The sequence below is a fragment of the Pseudomonas sp. MHK4 genome (genome assembly GCF_054600775.1).
Genome location: NZ_BAAIAK010000009.1, coordinates 37430 through 60503, shown reverse-complemented (window position 1 = coordinate 60503; position 23074 = coordinate 37430). Strand labels below are relative to the sequence as shown.

At 64.7% G+C, this 23074-nt stretch carries 2 protein-coding genes; both read right to left on the bottom strand.

Going from position 1 to position 23074, the window contains the following annotated elements; all coding sequences use genetic code 11:
• Window positions 1-122: 122 nt before the first annotated feature.
• Complete coding sequence (locus tag ACYP2Q_RS21560) at window positions 123-11879, bottom strand: non-ribosomal peptide synthase/polyketide synthase (protein ID WP_459732348.1); 11757 nt, start codon at window positions 11877-11879, stop codon at window positions 123-125.
• Window positions 11879-22864 (bottom strand): amino acid adenylation domain-containing protein, encoded by a 10986-nt coding sequence (locus ACYP2Q_RS21555; RefSeq protein ID WP_459732347.1) that lies wholly within the window; start codon window positions 22862-22864, stop codon window positions 11879-11881. Before ACYP2Q_RS21555 ends, ACYP2Q_RS21560 begins: the two co-directional genes overlap by 1 nt.
• Window positions 22865-23074: the final 210 nt, after the last annotated feature.

Here is a 23074-nt window from a genome sequence, read left to right as displayed (position 1 = left end):
GGTCCCCTGTAGGAGCTGGCTTGCCAGCGATGGATTCGAATACGCCGCGTGTATCCAGAAAGCACGCGTTATCGTTCGCGACCATCGCTGGCAAGCCAGCTCCTACAGGGGGGGCGGTGTTATCAGGCGGTGGTTGGCGTGCGCTCCAATAGGTGTTTGAGGTTGTCGAGCAATTCGTCGCTGCGTAGCAGCTCGTAGTGCCCGCCGGCCAACAGGCGGTCGACGCCGTGATGGCCGACCTGGGCTTCGAACACCCGGCGTTCGTCATCGCGCCCGGCCACCCACCAGCGATGCGCCGAAACCTGTACCTTCGGCAGTTGCCGCTGCGACAGCGCAAGCTGTTTGAGCGACGAACCGGTGGCGAAGAGCTGCGTCAGTTCACTCGCGCCCAACGCCGCGTGGCCATTGGCGCCGTGCATGGCTGCTTCGATCACCGCGGCGGCGCCTTCGCGTTCGTTCAGGCCTGGGGTTTTCGAGGCAATCAAGGCCTGTGCTTCTACAGACGGTTGGCCGAGGACAAACTTCAGGAAGTCCACCAGATCCTCGCGCCAGTCCCCCGCTTGCGCCGTACCCGCTACATAACTGTCGACTAGCCCGGCGAACGCCACCGTCTGCCCTTGCGACTCCAATTCATGGGCGACCAGTTGCGTCAACGCGCCACCCAAGGACCAACCCAGCAAGTAATACGGCCCTTCAGGCTGTTGCGCGCGAATCCTCTGCGCATAGGCCTGAGCCATCGAAGAAAGCGACTCGTCCTGCCATAACGGATCAAGCAACATCCGGCATTGCAGGCCGTACACTGTGCGCCGGCCTTCCAGGCGACGGGCCAGCGGCTCGTAGTCGAACACCGTGCCGAAACCGGCGTGCAGGCAGAACAGCGCCGGCACGCTGGCGACCCGGCCATTGAGCGCCAGCAGCGGGTCGGGGGCGGCCGTGGACTCGGCGGCCTGATAGCCGCTGAGTTCGGCGATGCAGGGTTTCTGCATCAGGTCGCGCAGTTTCAGTTCGAAGCCCAGCTGCGGCTGGCTGCGTACCCGCGAGATGACCTTGAGCACCTGTAATGAGTCGCCGCCGAGTTCAAAGAAGTTGTCGTCGATGCCCACTTGCGGCACGCCCAACACCTCCTGCCAGATCGTCGCCAGCGCGCTTTCCAGAGCATTGCGCGGCGCGCGGTAACCGCCCAGCGCCCATTCCGGCACGGGCAGTGCGCGACGGTCGAGCTTGCCGTTGGCCGACAGCGCGAAGCGCTCCAGCACCAGGATTCGCGCGGGCACCATGTAATCCGGCAGCTGTGCTTGCAGCTCGGCCTTCAAGCGACGATCCAAACCGGCAGCAGTGGTCGCCACCACATAACCGACCAGTTGCTTGCCGGTTGGCGTGTCGTGCACCACCACCGCGGCATCCTGCACACCGACGCAGTCACGCAGACGGGCTTCGATTTCCCCCAGTTCGATACGGAATCCGCGGATCTTCACTTGCTGGTCGAGCCGCCCGAGGTAGTCGATCAAGCCGCACTCGCGCTGGCGCACCAGGTCGCCGGTGCGGTACATGCGGCCACCGGCCTCGAACGGATCGGGAATGAAGCGCTCGGCGCTCATGCCCGGCCGCTGGTGATAACCGCGCGCCAGGCATTCACCACCCAGGTACAACTCGCCGCTGACACCGACCGGCAACGGATTGAGGTCGGCGTCGAGAATGTACAAACCACGACCGGCAACACCACGGCCAATCGGCGCGTAGGCCGCCTCGCAAGTTTCGCTGGCCTCGGCACGCCACAGCAACGGCGTGACCACGGTTTCGGTCGGGCCGTAGCCGTTGACCAGGCGCTGCGGGCGCAAGGTGCGCTTGACCTGTTCGAAGCTGGCATCCGGCACCGCATCGCCGCCAAAGCAGTACACCTCGACCGCCGGCGGATTGCCCAGGCGCTCGGCCACTTCGGCCATCTGTTGCAGGTACGCCGGCGGGAAGCAGGCGACGGTGACGCTGTGGCGATGCAACACCTCCAGGGTGTGTTCCGGGGTCCACAGGTTGTCCTCGCGGATCACCAGGCTGCCGCCGGCCAACAGCACACTCAGCCAGCGTTCCTGGGCACCGTCGAAAGCAAACGACATGAAGTGCAGTTCGCGGCTGCGTGGCGCCAGTTCATAGAGGTCGATGATGCCGCGGCAATGCCGGGCAATCGGTCCACGTTCCACCGCCACGCCCTTGGGCTGGCCGGTGGAGCCGGAGGTGTAGATCAGGTATGCCAGGTGACCCGGCAGCGGGTTGGAAACCGGGCACGCGATGCTGTCGACGACGTTCACCTGATCGAGCACCAGCCGTGCCGGGCTGTCGGCCAACGCCAGGCGCTCACCCAGATCGCTGTCGCAAATCAGCAGGCTGGCCGCCGAATCGCTGAGCATGTACGCCAGTCGCTCGGCCGGATAAGACAGGTCCAGCGGCAGATAGGCCGCACCAGCCTTGAGCACCGCAAGGAACGCGACGATGGTGCGCTCGGAACGCGGCAGCGCCACCGCCACCATGCTTTCCGCAACGATGCCGCGCGCGATCAGTTGCTGCGCCAGGCCGTTGGCCTGTGCGTCGAGATCGGCATAGCTGACCTCCCGATCCTCACAGATCAAGGCCACTTTCTGCGGCTGACTGCGCACATGCTGATTGAAGCTGTGCAGCAGATCGGCGTTGTCGCTGGACGCTTGCGGCAGGCTCAAACGCGCTTCGGGCAAACCGATGTTGCCGAGCAGGCAATCGGCGTCTTCAGGCAAGGTGCGCAACAACCCTTCGAGTTGCGCACGAATGCGCTCGACTTCCTGTTCACTGAAGCGATCACGCAAGTACAAGTATTCGACTTCCAGGCCTTCGTCATTGGCGCTGACCATCAAGTCCATCGGGAAGTTGGTGACGCCGCCGCTGCCGACTTCGGCAAAGCGCAGCTCGCCTTCCTCGCCACCGCGCAAGGCACGGTCCACCGGATGGTTTTCGAACACGATGATGCTGTCGAACAGGCCCTGGCCACCCTGCCCGGCCCAGCGCTGGACGTCGGACAGCGGCGTGTGTTCATAGTCGCGCACGGCCAGGTTGTAATCCTGCAGCTCGCGCAACCACTCGCCCAGCGGCTGTTGCGGGTCGAGGGTCTGGATCACTGGCAAGGTGTTGATGAACAGGCCGAGCATGTCCTGGGCACCGGCCAGCCCCGTCGGCCGCCCCGCCACCGTGGCACCGAACGCCACGCTGCGTTGGCCGCTGTGACGTTGCAGCAGCAACAGCCAGGCGCCTTGCACCAGGGTGTTGAGGGTCACGCGCTGGCGCTTGGCGAAGCTGTGTAACTTGCGCGTCGCCTGGGCGTCGAGGTCGCTGTACATCACGCCGTGGCCGGAGCCTGACGCACCCGATGCCGTGGCCAGGATGGTCGGCGCCTCGAGCGACGCCAGGCGCTCACGCCAGAAGCCTTCGGCCTGTGCCTCGTCCTGGCGTTGCAGCCAGGCGATGTAGTCGGCGTAACGCCCGGTCAGCGCCGGCAGGCTGTCGTGATGGTACAGGCGCAGCATTTCGCCCAGCAGGCGCGAAGCACTCCAGCCGTCCAGCAGCAGGTGATGGTAGATCCAGACCATCTGGTAGCGATCTTCGCCCAGGCGCACCAGCACAAAGCGCATCAGCGGAGGGCAGCTCAGGTCGAAACCCTTGGCCTGTTCGGCGGCCGCCAGTTCGCTCAGGGCCTGCTCGGTGTCGCTACGATCGCGCCAGTCGAGTTCTTCGATCGGCAATTCGACGCTGGCGAACACCGCCTGCAGCGGATCGGCCAAGCCATCGCGCCAGCGGAAGGCGGCGCGCAGCACTTCATGACGCTCGATCAAGGCTTGCCAGGCAGCGCGGAATCGCGGCACCTGCAAACCATCCACCGCCACGCTCAACTGGTTGACGTAGGGGTTGAGCTGCGGTGATTCGAGGCAATGGAACAGCATGCCTTGCTGCATCGGCGACAATGGATACAGGTCTTGCAGCCCTTCACGAGCCGTCACATCAATGTGCGGTACGAGAGCGAAAGCCTCGACGGTCGGCGCTTCGACCAGCGCAGTTTCACGACGGCTCGCCACCGCAGCCAGTGCACGAATGGTCTGCTGCTCGAACAACTGCTTGGGACTGAACACCAGCCCACGCTGCCCGGCACGGCTCACCGCCTGCAACGAGATGATCGAGTCACCGCCCAGTTCGAAGAAGTTTTCCGTGACGCCCACCGAGTCCAGGCCCAGCAACTCCTGCCAGATCTCCACCAGCAGTGCTTCGGCCGGTGACGCGGCGGCCACCTGATCCTGCTGCTGCCGAGTGGCTTCAGGTGCTGGCAGGCCCTGACGGTCGAGCTTGCCGTTCGGCGTCAGCGGCAAGGCCGCGAGGCACATCAGGTGCGCCGGCAACATGTGCGCCGGCAGACGGCTGCGCAGGTGCCCGGTCAGCGCCTCATGCAGGTCCTGCTCATCGGCCAGCGGATCGCGGGGCACCACGTAGCCGACCAGTTGACGGCTCACCGGACCTTCGCGGTCGATGACGAAGGCTTCACGCACGCCTTCGTGTTCCATCAGGCAGGCTTCGATTTCGCCGAGTTCGATGCGGAAGCCGCGAATCTTCACTTGCTGGTCGATACGGCCGAGGTATTCGACCACACCATCGGCGCGGAACCGCGCCAGGTCGCCACTGCGGTACAGGCGCGCCCCCGGCACGAAGGGGTCCGGCACGAAACGCTCGGCGGTGAGGTCGGGACGCTGGTGATAACCCCGGGCAACGCCCTCGCCGCCCAGGTACAACTCGCCCGCCACGCCGACCGGCAACGGTTGCAGGCCGCCGTCGAGGATGTAGGCACTGCGGTTGCCCACCGGCCGGCCAATCGGCATGAACGCCGAGTCGAATTCGGTATCCGGATAAGCCAGCCAGATCAGCGGCGTGATCACCGTTTCGGTCGGGCCATAGCCGTTGATCAAGCGCTTGGGTTGCAGGACTTGCTGAACCTCGTCGAAGGCATGCTTGGCCATCCCTTCACCGCACGGGGTGTAGGAGCGGATCGGCAGATCGCGCCCGGCTTCGCCCATGAAATCGGCGATCTGCCCTAGGTAGGTCGGGGTAAAGCAGGCGATGGTGATGCCGTGCTTTTCAATCTCGGCGCAGGTGCGCTCCACGCTCCACAACTCGTCGTCGCGGGGCATCACCGCCGAGCCGAACACCAGCGGCGTCAGCCAGCGCTCGTGGGCGCCGTCGAAGCTGATCGAGGCGAATTGCAGTTCGCGGTCGTCCGGGGTCATGCCGTACAGCTCACCGATCGACAGGCAATGCATGGCCAGCGGACCGTGGGCCACGCTGACGCCTTTAGGCCGGCCAGTGGAGCCCGAGGTGTAGATCAGGTAGGCGAGGTTTTCGCCACAGGTCAAGTTGACCGGGTTGCTCTCGGCCACGCCCTCCAGCGCTTGGCGGTCGATTTCCAGCACCGCCAGGCCTTCGGGCAATGGCAGTTTTTCCCGCAGCCAGGATTGGCTGATCAGCAGCGAAATGCCGCTGTCGTCCATCAGGTAGCGCAGGCGCTCCGCCGGGTAGGCCGGGTCCAGCGGCACGTAGGCGCCGCCGGCCTTGAGGATCGCCAGCAGGCCGATGATCATCTCTGGCGAACGTTGCATGGCCAGGCCGACCCGCACTTCCGGGCCGATGCCGCGCCCGCGCAAGTGGTGCGCCAGGCGGTTGGCGCGGCGGTTGAGCTGGTCGAAGCTCAGCTCCAGCTCGTTGAAGATCAATGCCGTAGCGTCTGGTCGGATAACGGCTTGGGCCTCAATCAGTTGATGCACGCACAGCGGGTTTTCCTGCGCGGTGAACGGCGGGTTCCACTCCAACAATTGCTGGGTGCGCTCTGGCGCGGTCAGCAGGTCCAGCTCACTCAAGGCCGCCTGCGGCGTCGCCACCATGGCCGCCAGCAGCGCGGCCAGGTGCTCGCTCATGCGCGCAATGGCTGTACTGCTGAAATGGCTGCACTGATAACTCCAGTTCAGGCTCAGCTGGCTTTCGGCGGTGGCCGCCAGGGTCAGCGGGAAGTTGGTGCGCTCGTGGTTCTGCGGTATCGAGAAGCTCAACCCGGCCGGTGCGCCCTGCTGCAAGGCTTCGGCCACCGGGAAGTTTTCGAACACCAGCAGACTGTCGAACAGCGGCTCGCCGGCACGCCCGGCCCAACGCTGAATGTCACCCAAGGCGGTGAATTCGTGCTCGCGCAGCTCGAGGTTTTGCGCCTGCAAACGGTTCAACCATTGCTCGACGCTTTCGAGGGCATCCGGGCTGCTGATCACCGGCAAGGTGTTGATGAACAGGCCGAGCTGGCTTTCGGCCCCCGGCAGATCCACCGGGCGACCGGCCACGGTGGCGCCGAACGCCACGCTGCGTTGGCCGCTGTAGCGTTGCAACAGCAGTGCCCAGGCACCCTGAACCAAGGTATTGAGGGTCACTTTTTGCTGCCGGGCAAAGTCGCTGAAGCGCTGGCTGGTGGCGACGTCGAAGGTCTGGCGGTGGTCGGCAAAGCCTGCGTGCGCCTTGCTGTCGACATTGGCGAGGCTCTGGGCCAACAGCGTCGGGTTGTCGAAGGATGCCAGTTGTTCGCGCCAGAACAGTTCGTCAGCTTGCGCATCCTGGCGTTGCAGCCAGCCAATGTAGTCAGCGAATCGCCCGGTCGGCGCCTGGACCTCTTGCCCCGCATAACGCTGCAGCACTTCGCTCAACAGCAGCGAGTTGCTCCAGCCATCGAGCAACAGGTGATGGTGGGTGTAGATCAGTTGCTGACTCTCGTCGTCCAGGCGCACCAGGGTCAGGCGCATCAGCGGCGCGCGGGTCGAATCCAGTTGCAGGCGTTCGCTGTCGATCAGTTGCGCCAGCGCCTCGGCTTGATTGTCGCGACCACGCCAGTCGAGGCAGGTCAGCGGCAATTGCAGGTGACGGTGGACCAGCTGCACCGGTGCCTCGAAACCTTGCGGGAAGTGGAAGCTGCTGCGCAGGATCGCGTGGCTGTCGAGCACCGCTTGCCAGGCGCGGCCCAGGCGTTCGGCATCGAGACCGCGAGCCTCGACGCTGAGCTGGTTCACGTAGGCGCCGGAATCCGACTCGTACAGGCTGTGGAACAACAAACCGGCCTGCATCGGCGACAGCGGATACACGTCTTCGATTTGCGCCGGCGGCACTGGCAGGCCATCGAGTTGCGCCTGGGTCAGGCGGGCCAGCGGGAAGTCCGCCGGGGTCACACCACCAGCGCCAGGGATCAGGCAATGCTCGATCAGCGCCAGGAGTTCAGCGCGAAAATCAGCAGCCAGGGCTTCGATCTCGCCCAGGTCGAAGCATTCGCGGCTGAAGGTCCAGTCGAGTTTCAGTTCACCGCCATACACCTGACCGTCCACCGACAGCCAGTTCGGCAAGGGTGCGTCCGCCGATTGCGCAGCGCCGCTGGATTCGCGAGCCGGGGTGAACAGCGCGTCCTCGGCAAAGCTCTGGTCGAACTGACCGAGGTAGTTGAAGGTCACCCGTGCTTGCGGCAATGCAGCCAAAGCCGCTTGAGCCGTGGCATCGCCCATGTAGCGCAACAGGCCGTAGCCCAGGCCTTTGCCGGGGATGTCCCGCAGTTGCTGCTTGATCGCCTTGATCGAGTCGCCGAGGTCGGCAGCCGGCGTCAGGCGCACCGGGAACAGGCTCGAGAACCAGCCGACGGTGCGGGTCAGGTCGATGTCGTCGAACAGCTCTTCGCGGCCATGGCCTTCGAGTTGGATCAACGCCGATTCGTGGCCAGTCCAGCGGCTGAGGGTGCGAGCCAGAGCAGTCAGCAGCAGATCGTTGACCTGGGTGCGGTAGATCGCCGGCGCCTGTTGCAACAGCTGACGGGTTTGTTCGCGGTCCAGACCGATGCTCACGCCCTGGCGCAGATGCCCGGCCTGGCTTGCTTGCGTGTTGGCAGCGGGCAGCGAATCGCTGGCGCCAGTCAGTTGAGCCTGCCACCAGTTCAGTTCGTCTGCAGCGGTTTCGGAGCGTGCGTAGGCGTCGAGTTTTTCCGCCCAAGCCTGGAAGGCGCTGGTCTTCGGCGGCAGTTCTGCACCTTGATACGCGGCCTGCAAGTCTTCCAGCAGCACGCGCCAGGAAACACCGTCTACCGCCAAATGGTGGATTACCAACAACAAGCGTTGCGAGCCATCGGCCTGGGCGATCAACGCCACGCGCAGCAGCGGCCCGTCCTGCAGACTGAGGCTGCGCTGGGCTTCGTCGCACACCGATTCGAGCGACGCATCGCTGGCGACGCGGGCGGTCCAGAGCATGTCGATGACATCGGCACTGTCGGCTCCGACATAGCGCGCCGACCATTGGCCGTCGACCTGGCTGAAACGCAAGCGCAGGGCATCGTGTTGCTTGAGAACCCGTTGCAGGGCGCCTTGCAGGCGCGGCAGTTCGAGGGTTGCGCGCGGCGTCAGCAACACCGCCTGGTTCCAGTGGGCGCGCTGTGGGATCGGTTCTTCGAAGAACCAGCGCTGGATCGGCGTGAGGGTTTGCACGCCGTCCACCGGCCCTTGCTGCGCCACGGGGGCTGCCTGTTCTTTCACGACTGAGGCCAGCGCTTGCAGGGTCTGCTGCTGGAACAGGTCGCGCGGTTGCAGGCTCAGGCCGGCACGGCGGGCGCGGCTGACCACCTGGATCGAAATGATCGAATCGCCGCCCAGTTCGAAGAAGTTGTCCTGGCGCCCGACCTGCTCCACGCCCAGCACGTCCTGCCAGATCTGCGCCAGCACGCGCTCGTGTTCGCTGCGTGACGCTTCGAATGTGCGCTGGCTGACCGGCGCGGTCGGTGCCGGCAGGCGCTTGCGCTCGAGTTTGCCGTTGGGGCTCAGGGGCATGTATTCGATCAGCACGGTCTGCGCCGGCACCATGTAGTCCGGCAGGCTGACGAGCAGATGGCTTTTCAGGGCTTCGCGCCAGGCGCCTTGCTGCTCGGCATCGGTGCCAACCAGCGCGCGGTCCTGCGGCACGACGTATGCGACCAGTTGCTTGCCGCTCGTGCCGTCGAGGGCCAGCACCACGGCTTCCTGCACCTCGGCATGTTCTTGCAGGCGCGCTTCGATTTCCCCCAGTTCGATGCGCAAGCCGCGAATCTTCACCTGGTGATCGATCCGGCCGCAGTAGTCGATGGCGCCATCGGCGCGGTAACGTGCCAGGTCGCCGGTGCGGTACAGGCGCTCGCCGCTGCCGAACGGGTCGACCACAAAACGCTCGGCGGTCAACGCGCCACGGCGGTGATAACCCCGGGCCAGGCCGACGCCGCCGAGGTACAACTCACCCACCGCGCCCAGCGACAGCGGTTGCAGTTCGCTGTCGAGGATATAGGTGCGCAGGTTGGCGATCGGCCGGCCGATCGGCACGCTGTCTCGCCCCTCCTCCACACAGGTCCAGTGGGTCACGTCGATGGCCGCTTCGGTCGGGCCATACAGGTTGTACAGGTTGGCTTGCGGCAGGCTGCGCAGGGTCTGGCGTTGCAGCTCCATCGGCAGCGCTTCACCGCTGCAGATGATGCGGGTCAGGGTCGTGCAGGCCAGCGCTTCGTCGGCAGCAATGAACGCCGAGAGCATCGACGGCACGAAGTGCAGCGTGGTGATCGCCTGCTCGACGATCAGCGCGGCCAGGCGTTGCGGATCACGATGCTCACCGGGTGCGGCGATCACCAGGGTGGCGCCTTTCATCAGCGGCCAGAAAAACTCCCACACCGACACGTCGAAACTGAACGGGGTTTTCTGCAGCACGCGGTCCGAGGGCTGCAAATCGTAGGCGGCCTGCATCCACTCGATACGGTTGTGCAGCGCCACGTGGCGGTTACCGGCGCCCTTGGGTTTGCCGGTGGAACCGGACGTGTAGATCATGTAGGCGAGGTTTTCCGCCACGGCCAGGTTCGGCAGATCGCTGCCCGGCAGCTCGCTCAGCCAATCAGCATCGCCGTGCAGGCACAAGGTGCGCACGGTGTCCGGCGTCGGCAATTGCGCCAGCAGGTGTTCCTGGGTCAGCAGCAGTGTTATGCCGCTGTCTTCGATCATGTAGCCCAAACGATCGAGGGGGTATTCCGGGTCCAGCGGCACGTAGGCACCGCCGGCCTTGAGGATCGCCAGCAGGCCCACGACCATTTCCAGCGAACGGTCGCAGGCGATGCCGACGATCACTTCCGGGCCGACACCCTGGGCGCGCAAGTGGTGGGCCAGGCGGTTGGCGCGCAGGTTCAGCTCGGCGTAGCTCAAGGACTGGCCCAGGAACACCAGCGCCGTCGCTTGAGGATTTTCAACCACGCGTTCTTCGAAATGCCGCTGTACGCAGACTTCGCCCGGATAGACCTGAGCGGTGTCGTTGAGGTCGTCGAGGATGCGCAGGCGCTCGTCGGCCTCCAGCAACGGCAATTCGGCGAGCGGGGTTTGCGGGTTCGCCAGCACCCCGGCCAGCAGGTTGCGCCAATGCCGGGCCAGGTGCTCGATGCGCTCGGCGTCGAACAGGTCGGTGGCGTAGGTCAGGCTGGCGAACAGTTTGTCGCCCTGTTCCTGGGTGTCCAGTTGCAGATCGAATTGGGTGGTGTGCGCCGTAGCGTTCAGCGCCTCGACACGAAGGCCGGCCAGCAAGCCGCTGACGGCGGCGGGTTTGGCCTGCTGGTGGTTGAACATCACCTGGAACAACGGGCTGTGGCTCAGGCTGCGTTCACCTTGCAGCGCTTGCACCAGTCGCTCGAATGGCAGGTCCTGGTAATCCTGGGCATCCAGGGCAAAGGCCCGGGTCTGGTCGAGCAACTCAGTAAACGGCAGTCGCCCGTCGAGTTCGGCGCGCATCACCTGGGTATTGACGAAGAAGCCGATCAGGCCACGGGTCTCGGCGCGATTGCGGTTGCCGATCGGCACGCCAATGCGCAAGTCGGTCTGACCGCTGTAGCGATAGAGCAAGGCCTGGAAACTGGCCAGCAACAGCATGAACGGCGTGACGCCGCGCTGTTTGGCCAGGGTCATCAGGCCGGCTGCGAGTGTGGCGTCCAGGGCGAAATCCAGGCGTGCACCGCGCTGGCTCGGTTGTGCTGGACGCGGGCGATCGGTCGGCAATTCCAGCAGCGGCTGTTCGCTGCCGAGTTTTTCACGCCACCAGTTCAGTTGACGCTCCAGCTCACCGGCTTCCATCCAGCGTCGCTGCCACGCGGCGTAGTCCGAATACTCGATCGGCAGCGCTTGCAGCTGCGCGCTCCGCCCCTGGCAATGAGCGGCGTACAGGCGGGAAAACTCTTCCACCAACACGCCCATCGACCAGCCATCGGTGACGATGTGGTGCAGGGTCAGCACCAGCACATGGTCATCAAAAGCCAGCTGCAACAGACTGACGCGCAACAGCGGGCCGTGTTGCAAATCGAACGGTCGGGCGATTTCCTGCTCGACTTTTTGCATCGCTGATGCGAAGCGCTGGGCCTCGGGCTCGCCGCTCAGGTCGTGCTGCTCGATAGGGAGCGTGGTGAACGTGGCCAAGGTCTGCAGCACCTGGCCGTCATCCTCGACGAATCGGCTGCGCAGGCTCTGGTGCCGTTCCAGCAATGCATCGAAACTCTGTTGCAACGCCGCGACATTCAGCGGCCCCTGCAAACGCAGGGCCGCGGGAATGTTGTAGGCGCTGCTCTGCGGGTCGAGCTGCCAGAGAAACCATTGGCGCTGCTGCGCATAGGACATTTCGAACGTCGCTTGCGGGCCGGCACCGGGCGGGATCGGCAGTTGGCCGAAGCTCACGCCCTGCTCCTGCATTTTGCTCAGAAACTCGCGGCGCTTGTCGGCAGGCAGGCCAGCGAAGCGGGTGGCGATACGCGAGGCGGTGCTGTGTTCCATCAGTTGATCTCCATCTCGTCCAGCAGCGACTCAAGCGCATCCAGACGGGCATCGTTGTCAGTCGGGGCTTGTTGCCCGGCAGTGGCGGCATAAGCCTGAAGGTCGTTGCTTTCGAACAGCACGCGCAGCGGCAGCTCGATGCCCAGCTCCAGTTCCACACGGGCACTGGCCTGGGCGGCGAGCAGCGAATGCCCGCCCAATTCAAAGAAGTTGTCGCGCCGGCCGATCTGCGCCACGCCCAGCACCTCGGCCCAGATCGCCGCCAGTTGCTGTTCGAGCTCGCCCTCGGGGGCTTCGAAAGTTCGCTGCCAGTGCTCGGCATCCGGCAGCGGCAAAGCCTTGCGGTCGAGCTTGCCGTTGCTGGTCAGCGGCAAGGCATCGAGCAATAGCCAGTGGCTGGGCACCATGTACTCCGGCAGGTCGACCTTGAGCGCGGCGCGCAGGTTGTCGCGCCAGGCGATCGGGTCGTGTGGGGTTTGCTCGGCCACCAGGTAGGCGCAAAGCTGCGGTCCGCCGTCACCGGCATGCACGCTCAGCACCGCCTGGCGCACGCCCGGTTGCGCCAACAGAGCGGCTTCGATCTCGCCCAGTTCGATGCGGAACCCGCGGATCTTCACCTGCTGGTCGATGCGGCCGAGGTAATCGATGCTGCCGTCGGCACGCTGGCGCGCCAGGTCGCCGCTGCGATACAGGCGCTGCGCGGCGTCGAACGGGCTCGGCACAAAGCGCTCGGCGGTGAGGCCGAAACGCCCGTGGTAACCGCGCGCCAGGCCGGCGCCGGCGATGTACAACTCGCCCGCCACGCCCACCGGCACCGGTTGCAACTGGCTGTCGAGCAGGTACCAGCGCAGGTCGCGGATCGGCAGGCCGATCGGGCTCTGGGCCTTGCCGTCGACGTCGGCCAGGCGGATCGCGCGGTAGGTCACGTGCACGGTGGTTTCGGTGATGCCGTACATGTTGACCAGCGTTGGCTGTTGGTCGCCGAAGCGTTCGAACCAGGGACGCAGGCTGGCCACTTCCAGGGCTTCGCCACCGAAAATCACCTGGCGCAACGCCAGGTGGCGCGGGCTGGCGCAGGCGATTGGCAACAACTGGCGAAAGGCCGTCGGGGTCTGGTTCAACACCGTCACCCCTTCGTCGCAGAGCAGGCGGTGGAACTCCTGCGGCTCGCGGCTGATGTAATACGGCACGATCACCAGGCGCCCGCCAGTGCACAGTGAACCGAACAACTCCCACACCGAGAAATCGAAGGCATAGGAGTGGAACAGGGTCCAGACATCGTCCGCGCCGAAGTTGAATTCGGCAGCGGTGGCCGTGAGCAAGCGTGCGACGTTGCCATGGCTGAGCAAGGCGCCCTTTGGACGGCCGGTGGAGCCGGAGGTGTAGATCACGTAGGCGAGATTGTCCGGGGTCGCCAATGGCGCCAGGTTATCGGCGCTGTAGGCGTCCAGTTGCAACGCTGCAAGGTCCAGGACTTGCACGCCTTCGCGGGCGGGCAAGCCGTCGATCAGGTGTGCCTGTGTCAACAGCAGCGCGATGCCGCTGTCATCGATCATGTAGCTCAGGCGCTCAGCCGGATATTGCGGGTCCAGCGGCACGTAGGCGCCACCGGCCTTGAGAATCGCCAGCAAGCCGACCACCAGCGGCATCGCCCGCTCGGTGGCGATACCCACCCGCATTTCGGGGCCGACACCCTGCTCGCGCAGTTTGCGCGCCAGGCGGTTGGCCTGGGCGTTGAGCGCCGCGTAGCTCAGTTGCTCGCCTTCACAGGACAGTGCGATGGCGTCCGGCTGTTGCGCGGCCTGGGCTTCGAACAGCTGATGCAAGGTTGGCGAAGGTGGTTGTGCCTGGAACGCCGGGTTCCAGTGCTGGATCAAAGCGTCGTATTGCGGCGCTTGCAGCAACGGCAGCTCAGCGACGCGCTGCTGCGGATCGGCAACTACCGCGCGCAACAGGTTCAGCCACTGCTCGGCGAAGCGTTGCATCGAGGCCTCGTCGTACAGGTCGGTGGCGTAGCTCAGGCTGGCATCCAGGGTGTCGCCCTGCTCCTGTGTATCGAGCACGAGATCGAATTGCGCAGTGTGTTGCTGCCACTGCAAGCGTTCAACCTGCAGGTCCGCGACGACGCGCTCGACGCTCGCGCCCATCTGTTGCTGATGGTTGTAGAGCACCTGGAACAACGGGCTGTGGTTGAGGCTGCGATCCGGCTGCAGGGCATCCACCAATTGCTCGAACGGCAAGTCCTGATGCGCCTGGGCGTCCAGCGCGACCTGCTTGACCTGTTGCAGCAAGGTGCTGAACGGCTGCTGCCCATCGATCTCGGCACGCAGCACCTGGGTATTGATGAAGAAGCCGATCAGGCCTTCGGTTTCCAGGCGCGAACGCCCGGCACTCGGCACGCCGACGCTGATGCCCGACTGCCCGCTCTGGCGGTGCAGCAAGGTCTGGAAACTCGCCAGCAACAGCATGAACAAGGTCACTTGCTGCTCCTGCGCACGCTGGCGCAAACCAACGAGCAGTTGGCGATCAACGTTCAGCATCAGGCTGGCCCCACGCTCGCTGCGGCGGGCAGGACGCGTCAGCTCGCTCGGCAATTGCAGAGGTGCTTGAGTGCAATCCAGTTGCTCGCGCCACCACGCCAGTTGTCGCGCGCCCTCGCCGGCCTGCAGCCAGTCGCGTTGCCAACGGGCGTAATCGCTGTAGCTCACCGGCAGGCTCGGCAGGTTTGCCGCATGGCCTTGGACAGCCGCGTGATACAACGCGCTGAATTCATCGACCATCACCTGCATCGACCAGCCATCGGCGGCGATGTGGTGCACGGTGAGCACCAGCACATGTTCCTCGGCGCTGACCTGCAGCAGCGACGCGCGCCACAGCGGACCATTGCGCAGGTCGAACGGTCGGGCGATTTCTTCGGCAACGGCGGCGTCGACCGACGACTCATCGAGATGCCGTTCGCTGAGCTGCAACGCCAGTTCGGCGTGAACCAGCGGACGGGCCTGCTGACCGTCCTGTTCGAAGGTGGTGCGCAGGGTTTCGTGTCGGGCCTGCAATTGTAGGAAGGCCTGGCGCAGCGCCTTGCGGTTCAGCGAGCCCTTGAGGCGCAGGGCCGCCGGAATGTTGTAGGCACTGCTCTGCGGGTCCAGTTGCCAGAGAATCCACTGGCGCTGTTGGGCGTAGGACAGAATCCGCGGTTGGTCATCCGCAGTTCGTTGCAGTTGTGGCTGAACGCTGGTGTCGGCAAGCGTCGCACGCTCGGCAAATTCCGCCAGGTTCGTGGCGCAGAACAGGCTGCTCACCGACAGTTCGATGTTCAGTTGCTGACGCACCCGCGAGATCACTTGCAGCACCAGCAACGAATGGCCGCCCAACTCGAAGAAGTTGTCGTCGCGGCCCACTTGTTCGACCTGCAATACGTCTTGCCAGATCTGCGCCAGTTGCATTTCCAGCCCTTGAGCCGGAGCGACGAATGCACGTTGTGCAGCGCCGGCCTCAGCACGCGGCAAGGCCTTGCGGTCGAGTTTGCCGTTGTTGTTGAGCGGCAATTTCGCCAGCAGGATCAGATGGCTCGGCACCATGTATTCCGGCAGCGACTGGCGCATGACGGCCCTGAGAGATTCCAGATAATCGGACTCGCAAGCCACCGTGCGGCTGGCGACGACGTACGCCACCAGTTGCGTGCCATCCTGGGCGATGACCGCCGCTTCACGCACCTCGTCCCGGGCTTGCAGGCAGGCTTCGATCTCGCCCATCTCGATGCGAAACCCGCGAATCTTCACCTGATGGTCGATACGCCCGACGTATTCCAGATCGCCCCTGGCGTTGTAGCGCGCCAGGTCGCCGCTGCGGTAAAGGCGTGCGCCCGGTTCGCGGGAGAACGGGTCCGGGAGGAATCGTTCGGCGGTCAGCGCCGGACGGTCGAAATAACTTTGCGCCAGGCAGGCCGGCGCGCCGATGCACAACTCGCCGACGCCGTCGGCTGGCAGCAATTGGCCGGCCGCATCCAGCACATAGAGCGCACGACCGGCGATGGCGCGACCGATCGGGATGCCGAATGCATCGCTGGCATCCTCCAAACGGCACTCGTGCACGCTGGACACCACCGTCGCTTCGGTCGGCCCGTAGGTGTTGAGCAGGCGCACATGGCCCAGGCCGGCCTGATGCCACAGGCGCAGGCCTTCCACCGACATGGCTTCGCCGCCGACGTGCACCTGGCGCAAAGCACCGAGGTTGCGCACCGCACCGCCGGCACATTCACCGGCCAGCAGGAACCAGTAGGCGGCCGGCAAGTCGGCCACGGTCACGCCCTGATCGACGATTTGTGTGGCCAGTTGGCCGGCGTCCCACAGGTCATCGCCACGCATGATCAACGCCGCGCCGACGCACAGTGCGGGGAAGCATTGCTCGACGAAACCGTCGAAGCTGAAGGTGGCGAATTGCAGTACGCGATCTTCTTTCGTCAACCTCGAATAATCGGCGGCGGTTAGGCAGAACTCGCGTAAAGCGTCGTGGGCGATGGCCACGCCTTTGGGTTGGCCGGTGGAGCCGGAGGTGTAGATGATGTAGGCCAGGTCTGCGGCGACGGCGTGGTTCTGCGGATTGCCTTGTGGATAACCGGCGCTGTCGTCGAGGCGCAGGCGTACCAGCCCCGTCGCCAACGGCAGGTCTTCCAGCAAGCCGGACTCACACAGCAGCACGTCGAGACGACTGTCTTCGATCATGTAGGCCAGGCGTTCAGCGGGGTATTTCGGGTCCAGCGGCACATAGGCCGCGCCGCTCTTGAGCACCGCCAGCAGGCTGACGATCAGTTGCGGACCACGACGCAGTGCCAGGCCGACACGCTTGCCGGGGCCGGCACCATTGTCGATCAGGCGATGGGCCAGGCGGTTGGCCTGGGCATTGAGTTGAACGTAGCTTAGGGTCTGACCGTCGACCTGCAACGCCAGCGCATCCGGAGTCGCGGCGGCTTGAGCGGCGATCCGTTCGTGGACCAGCAGCGTTGTGGATAACTCAACCGAGGCCGGCTGGCTGATGGCGAGTACCGCGTTTTTGTCTTCGGCATCGAGCAGTTCCAGTGCACCCAGTGCCGCGTCCGGCGACGCCACCAATTGCGTCAGCAGATGCTGCAAATTGGCCGACAACTGAGCCACCTGTGCGGCACTGAAACGCGCCGCGTCATAGCTGAAATCCAGGCTCAGGGCTTCACCCAGTTCGATGCCCAGGGTCAGCGGATAATGGGTGCGCTCGTGGTTGTGCAGGTTGGCGAACGACAACCCGGCCGGCGCGCCCTGCTTCAGCGCTTGGGCGACGGGGAAGTTTTCGAACACCAGCAGGCTGTCGAACAGCGCCGAGCCTTGCTGCCCCGCCCAGCCCTGAATGTCATACAGCGGCACATGCTCGAACTCGCGCATGGCCAGGTTCAGGCCTTGCAACTCGCCGAGCCACTGGCTGACGGTCTGATCCGGTTTCATCGAGCAAACCAGCGGCAGCGTGTTGATGAACAGCCCGAGTTGCTCCTCGATCCCCGGCAGCGGTGCCGAACGCCCGGCCACGGTGGCGCCGAACACCACGCAATCCTGGCCGGTGTAACGCTGCAGCAACAGGCTCCACGCCGCTTGAAGCACGGTGTTGAGGGTGACTTTCTGCTGCCGGGCGAACTCGGCCAGGCGCTGGGTCGTGCGGCCGTCGAGTGCTACGCGATGCTCCTCGCTGCCCTCGGCGCCGACCGGTGGACGCAGGGCTTCAGCCAGCAGGGTGGGTGCTTGCAGCGGTGCCAGTGCAGCCTTCCAGAACTGCTCGCCAACGACCGGCGATTGCTGCTGCAACCAGCCCAGGTAATCGCGGTATTGCCCCGTCGGCGCCGGCAGCGCTTGCCCGGCGGCGTAGTGCTGGATGACTTCGGCGAGCAACTGCGCGTTGCTCCAACCGTCCATCAGCATGTGATGGCTGGTGTAGATCAGGTGCCAGGCGTCAGTGCCGGTACGCACCAGCTTCAAGCGCAACAGCGGCGCCGTGCCCAGCTCGAAACCTTGAGCGAGTTCGGCATCGGCCAGCGCGTCGGTATCGGTCGCTTCCAGCACCTGCAGCGGCAACGCGACCTGACGGGCAATCGCCTGATGCGCCACGTCCAGGCCTTGCCAGTGGAAGCTGCTGCGCAGGATGTCGTGCCGCTCGAGCGCGGCCTGCCAGGACCGGGTGAAGCGTTCGCTGTCCAGGCCGCCGATGTCCAGGCGCAGCTGGCTGATATAGGCGCCGACTTGCGGCTCGTACAAGGAGTGGAAAAGCATGCCCTGCTGCATCGGCGACAGCGGGTACAGGTCTTCGAGCGCCGCAACATTGATCGGCAAAACATCGAGCTGCGCCTGATCAATCTGCGCCAACGGGAAGTCCGATGGCGTGGCTTGTGCCATTTCAAGCGCACAGCAGTGATCGATCAGAGCGTTGAGCTGCAGCGCGTAGTCGTCGGCCAGACCCTGGATGGTCGCGGTGTCGAACATCTCGCGGCTGAAACCCCAGCTCAGGGACAGCTCGCCGCCATAGACCTGGCCTTCGACCACCAACCAGTTGCCCAGCGTTGCCGCCGGGTCCTGCGCGATACCGTTGCCTTCGATGGAAGGAGTGAACAGCGCGCCTTCATCGAACTGACGGTCGAACTGCCCCAGGTAGTTGAAGGTGATGCGCGGTTGCGCCAGCGCCGCCAGTTCAGCGCGTACTTCAGGCGTGCCGAGGTAACGCAGCGCGCCATAGCCCAGGCCTTTGTCCGGGACGTTGCGCAGTTGCTCCTTGATCGATTTGATGGAGGCGCCGAGGTCGGCCGCGGGCTTCAGGTTTACCGGGAACAGGCTGGTGAACCAGCCGACGCTGCGGGTCAGGTCGATGTCGTCGAACAGGTCTTCGCGGCCATGGCCTTCGAGCTGGATCAGCGTGCTGCCCTGCCCGCTCCAGCGGCAAACGGTGCGGGCCAGTGCGGTCAGCAGCAGGTCGTTGACCTGGGTGCGGTAGGCCGCCGGGGCCTGTTGCAGCAGCTTGCGGGTTTGTTCGGTGTCGAGCTTGAGTTCGAGTTTTTCTTCGAAACGGTTTTCCAGCGCGCCGTTCGGGCGCTCGCACGGAAGGTCTTTTGGCGCGTGTTGCAGTTGGGCCTGCCAGTGGCCGAGGCTGTGTTCGAAGGCTGGCAGATGATCCTGCAAGCGCGCGACCCAGCGCTGATAGGTGCTGGTTTTCGCCAGCGCGCTGCCGCCGTTGTAGAAATGCTGCAGATCTTCCAGCAGCACGCGCCAGGACACGCCGTCCACCGCCAGGTGGTGGATCACCAGCAGCAAACGTTCAGAGCCGTCGGCCATCGCCACCAAGAGTGCGCGCAGCAACGGGCCATTGTGCAGGTCGAGACTGCGCTGGGCTGCGTCGCACAAGGCATTGAGCTGCTCGACCGATTGCGCCTGACGCTGCCACAGCACCGACTCCGTGGTCGGGGCTGTGTAGGTTTGCTGCCAAGCGTTTTCTGCCTGTGCATAACGCAGGCGCAGGCTGTCGTGCTGGGTCAGCAATTGTTCCAGGGCGCGATCCAGCGCGTCGACGTTCAACGGCTCACGCGGAATCAGCAACAGCGATTGGTTCCAGTGCTGACGCTCGGGGATGTCTTGTTCGAAGAACCATTGCTGCACCGGCGCCAGTGCCACGGCGCCAACCGCCGGAGCCTGGTCGATCTGCGTGTGCTCGCCAGTGCGTGCCGCCTGGGCCAGGCTGCGGATGGTCTGGTGCTGGAACAGGTCCTTGGGGCTGAGGACGATACCGGCCTGGCGCGCGCGGCTGACCACTTGCATCGAGACGATGGAGTCGCCGCCCAGTTCGAAGAAGTTGTCTTCCAGGCCGACGTTGTCGATGGCGAGCACGTCCTGCCAGATCGCGGCGAGGGATTTTTCCAGTTCGCTGCGTGGCGCGACGTGTTCGCGTTGCTGTTGACTGCCGTCCACCGCTGGCAAGGCCTTGCGGTCGAGCTTGCCGTTGGGGGTCAGTGGCAGTTGCCCGAGGAACAGCAGGAACGCCGGGACCATGTAGTCCGGCAGGTACTGGCGCAGCGCGGCTTTCAGGGATTCACGCAGGGTCGCTTGCGCGTCACTGTCGCCGAGCAACGCCGAATCGTTGGGCACGATGTAGGCCACCAATTGCTGACCGTTGGCGCCGTCCTGGGCCAGCACCGCCAGTTCGCGCACCGCGTCCTGCTGCAACAGCCGCGCTTCGATTTCCCCCAGCTCGATGCGAAAGCCACGGACCTTGACCTGATGGTCGATACGACCGACGTATTGCAGGGCGCCATCGGCCTGATAGCGGGTCAGGTCTGCGGTGCGGTATAGGCGTTCGCCGGTGCTGGAGAACGGGTTGGGCACATATTTTTCGGCGGTCAGGCTCGGCCGTGCGAGGTAACCACGGGTAATGCCCGCACCGCTCAGGTACAGCTCGGCGGATACGCCCTGTGGCACCGGTTGCAGTTCGGCATCGAGCAGATAGCTGGCGGTGTGCTTGAGCGGGCGACCGATATTGGCGCGGCCACCGGCTTCGCGGCGGGTCCAGGTGGAATAGGTGGTGTCTTCCGACGGGCCATACAGATCGTAGACATGCTCGACGGTCGGCTGCTGGTAGAGAGCCTCCACCAGGCTTTGCTTGAGCGGCTCACCTGCCAGGTTGATGATGCGCACGCTCGCCGGGATCTGCCCGTCGCGTTGCAGTGCGTTGATCGCCGACGGCACGGTGTTGATCAGGCGTACCTGATCCCGCGCCGGCAGTTGCGGCAACTCCAGGGCGTTGCGGGCGATGATCAGCGAGCCACCGTTGGCCAGGGTGACGAACAGCTCCCACACCGACAGGTCGAAGCACACCGACGTCGAGGCCAGCACGCCTTGAATGTCATCGCGGCTGTACACCGATCCGGACCAGTCGATCAGCGCCAGCACGTTGCGATGGGCAATCGCCACGCCCTTGGGCTTGCCGGTGGAACCGGAGGTGTAGATCACGTAGGCCAGGTTGTCCGGGGTGACGCGGATGACCGGGGCGTGGTTCGGGTAATCGGCCAGAGCCGTGGCGATACCCTCCATCAAAAACACGTGGGTGTCGGTCGACACGCTCAGGGTCTGGGCCACGTCTTTTTCAGTCAGCAGCACCAACGCGCGGCTGTCTTCGAGCATGTAGGCGACACGCTCGGCCGGGTAATCCGGGTCCAGCGGTACGTAGGCGCCTCCGGCCTTGAGCACCGCCAGCAAAGCCACCAGCAGTTGCTCGGAACGCTGCATGGCCACGCCGACCCGCACTTCCGGGCCGACGCCGAGCTCGATCAGCTTGTGGGCCAGGCGATTGGCTTGCTGGTCGAGTTCGCGGTAGGTCAGTCGCTTGTCCGCAAAGGTCACGGCCAATGCATCAGGGCTCGCATCCACTTGCTGGCTGATCAACTGGTGAATGCACAGATCTTGCGCGAAGCTTTCATCAGCACGATTCCAATCGTGGACGATGCGCTGGTATTCGGCCTGCTCCAGCAGCGGCAAATCACCGATGCGCTGCTGCGAATCGCTGACCATGCCTTGCAGCAAGCGCGTCCAGTGCTGCGCCATGCGCGCGATGGTCGCGGCGTCGAACAGGTCGTTGGCGTAGGTCAGCGCGGCGTGAAGCTTGCCACCCTTTTCATAGGTGTCCAGGGTCAGGTCGAACTGGGTGGTGCGCCCTTGCCACTCGATCATGCCCAGCGCCAGGCCCGACGCCGTGGTCACCGTGGAGATATCCGCGACCTGCGGCTGATGGTTGTACATCACCTGGAACAGCGGCGTGTGGCTGAGGCTGCGTTCCAGTTTCAGGGCTTCAACGAGGCGCTCGAACGGCAGGTCCTGATGGGCCTGGGCGCCCAGCGCGGTTTCCTTGGTGCGGCGCAGCAGTTCGTCGACCCGGGTCTGGCCGTCCAGTTGCGTGCGCAGCACCTGGGTGTTGACGAAGAAGCCGATCAGCCCTTCGATTTCGGCGCGGTTGCGGTTGGCGATCGGCACGCCGACGCGCAGGTCGGTCTGCCCGGTGTAGCGGTGCAGCAGCACGTTGAAGGCGCCAAGCAGCAGCATGAACAAGGTGATGTTGTGTTTCTGCGCGGTGGCCCGCAGTTGCTCGGCCAGTTGCCCTTCCACGGCGAATTCGTAGCGGGTGCCGCGGTAGCTCGGCATCGCCGGGCGCGGGTGATCGGTGGGCAGCTCCAGCACCGGATGCTCGTCGCCCAATTGCGCCTGCCAGTAGTCGAGCTGACGCGCCTGTTCGCCCGCCTCCAGCCAGCGACGTTGCCATAAGGCGTAGTCGCTGTACTGGATCGGCAAAGGTGCCAGTTGCGGCTGTGCGCCGGCATCGAAGGCGTCATAGCAGCGGATGAACTCGTCGATCAGCACGTTCATCGACCAGCCGTCGGACACGATGTGGTGCAGGGTCAGCAGCAGGACGTGTTCCTGTTCGGCGAGCTTGAGCAAGGTGACGCGCAGCAAAGGACCGGTGCCCAGATCGAACGGCAGCACCGATTGCTGCTCGGCAGCCTCGGCCACGGCCTGCTCGCGCTCGGTGGCCGGCAATGCAGTGAAATCCACCTGTGCGATCACCAGCGGTGCCGTGGCCGGCACTTGCAGCAAGCTGTCGTCGGCCTGAGGGGCGAATACCGTGCGCAAGGTTTCGTGACGCGCCACCAGGCTGGCGAATGCCTGTTCCAGCGCCGCCAGGTTCAAACAACCGGTCAGGCGCACCGCCCCCGGCAAGTTATAGGCGCCGCTTTGCGGGTCCAGCCGCCAGAGAAACCACATGCGTTGCTGGGCATACGACAGCGCCTGGCGATCCTCGGCAAGGGCCCCGGCAGGAATCGGAAACCGGGCGAAATCCACGCCCTCCTTGTGCAAGGCCGCAAGGAACAGCTGGCGCTTTTCCAGGGGCAACCCGATAAACCGGCGAGCAAGTTTCAAGGAGTCTTCAGCATTCATTTCTCAGCATCCGGATCAGTAGGCAGGAAGCACAAAGGCACGTCGTCCCTATAAAACGAATGCAGACAGGAAAAATTAGCGAATGAGAACAACTATCAGAAGAGAGGAGATGCGCAGGGGAAGACACCCCTTGTAGGAGCTGGCTTGCCAGCGAAGGACTCAAAAGCGCCGTGTTTATCCAGCAAACACGCGCCCTCGTTAACGACCATC

Bases quoted from the DNA above. Each gene is read 5' to 3' on its own strand.
- ACYP2Q_RS21560 (WP_459732348.1), bottom strand. From the start codon at position 11,879: ATGGAACACAGCACCGCCTCGCGTATCGCCACCCGCTTCGCTGGCCTG.
- ACYP2Q_RS21555 (WP_459732347.1), bottom strand. From the start codon at position 22,864: ATGAATGCTGAAGACTCCTTGAAACTTGCTCGCCGGTTTATCGGGTTG.